This window comes from Robertmurraya kyonggiensis (assembly GCF_005116465.1).
GTDB classification, from domain to species: Bacteria; Bacillota; Bacilli; order Bacillales; family Cytobacillaceae; genus Robertmurraya; species Robertmurraya kyonggiensis.
In genome coordinates this window covers 1-1306 of record NZ_SWBM01000055.1, presented here as the reverse complement: position 1 = coordinate 1306, position 1306 = coordinate 1, and the positions used below count along the sequence as shown (strand labels likewise).

Sequence of the window (1306 nt, the reverse complement as noted above, 5' to 3'; positions counted from 1 at the left end):
ACGAGAGTTTGCAGGGGTAAGTTCTCTAAGGTTAGTGGTGATAAATCTGTAAAGATTATCAAATAATTCAACAATGTCTTTAGCCAATTGCTTCCCCGGCAACGGCGCCAGAAATGCTTGTTGGCACTTCTTAACGTCAATTCTTAAATCAACGTAAGAAGGTACTCGATTTATAATGTCGCTCTTAGAAAGAGATTCTGCAAGCGCACAGAATATATCGGTGTAGCATTTCACCTTGGGGAAACCTAGGGTATCGTATTTATATTTCCGCAGGGAAGCCTTGGTTAAAGAGAATTGATGAATAATGAGATAGATCTTTCCAGAAATAAACACTCACTAATCTCAGGGGGATAAATACACCTACGTGTAGGATAATGGTCAAATGAATGACCAAATAGAAGGTCTGAACGACCAGCGACACACACACAGGAGCCTCAAATCTATAGAAAAGGAAAGACGCTGGGAGAGACCGGACTTACTAGGCTTTCTACTCAGAGCTAGGCCACTATAACCTTAAACCCAGAACCTAGCTTAGATATCGGGAACAGAGCTTGCTTCGATGACTGCAGCGGGGGAACTCAGACTGGGATGAGAGAGGGGTTCCCCCAGGCCCAGCAACTACTGTTATGAATACACCCGAACGTGGTGGACTACAAAGGACGGACAGGGCTGTCACCACCTGCCGCCTACCACATCAGTTCCGTGGGGTGCAACACACTTCCTAGCTAACACTAAGTCAGACACCACGTCTGCACTTAATGTTAGGATTTCCTCTGGGTACCTTCAGAAGAAAACCCCGTCCTTCCAAGGCGTCTTACGGCCTTGGTCGAGACTAGAAAACCCGCAAGATAAATCCCGATAGAGCTAAACTACACTCTAGACCTAAAACTATAGGAAACAACCCAAAAAGGGAAGGTAACTAAAGATAAGCTTATAAATGCTCTGAAGATAGAAGATATATATATATTAATCTCTTCAAATGAAGGAAAGGATACAAGAGCTTTACCAGAACTCCGAGGAACTCCGAAACTAGCTCGACTCGACTCTACTCCCAACTCTAATCCTAGACTAAGAAAAGGGAAAAATGAAAGAGCTCCTAAACTTCAAGTGGAGTAATGTGTAGTGGTGTGTAGTGTGTGTCTTGGAGTGAAGAGGAGGGGCCTTTATATAGCCTTTGGACGTCGGTTGCAGCTGGCCCCACCTCCTAACCGTCATAACCGTCCCTTGAGAGAAGGAGGTGGGCCATTGGAGCCGAGGGGAGGCCGATCGGCCTCCACCTGGCGCCTCTGGCCACCGCCTTCGCTCT

1 protein-coding gene is annotated in these 1306 nt (G+C 46.2%); it reads right to left on the bottom strand.

Annotation, left to right across the window (positions count from 1 at the left end; genetic code table 11):
* Nucleotides 1-333 (bottom strand): hypothetical protein (locus FA727_RS25290; RefSeq protein ID WP_206663863.1); only part of this gene is annotated, 333 nt, incomplete at its 3' end.
* Nucleotides 334-1306: the final 973 nt, after the last annotated feature.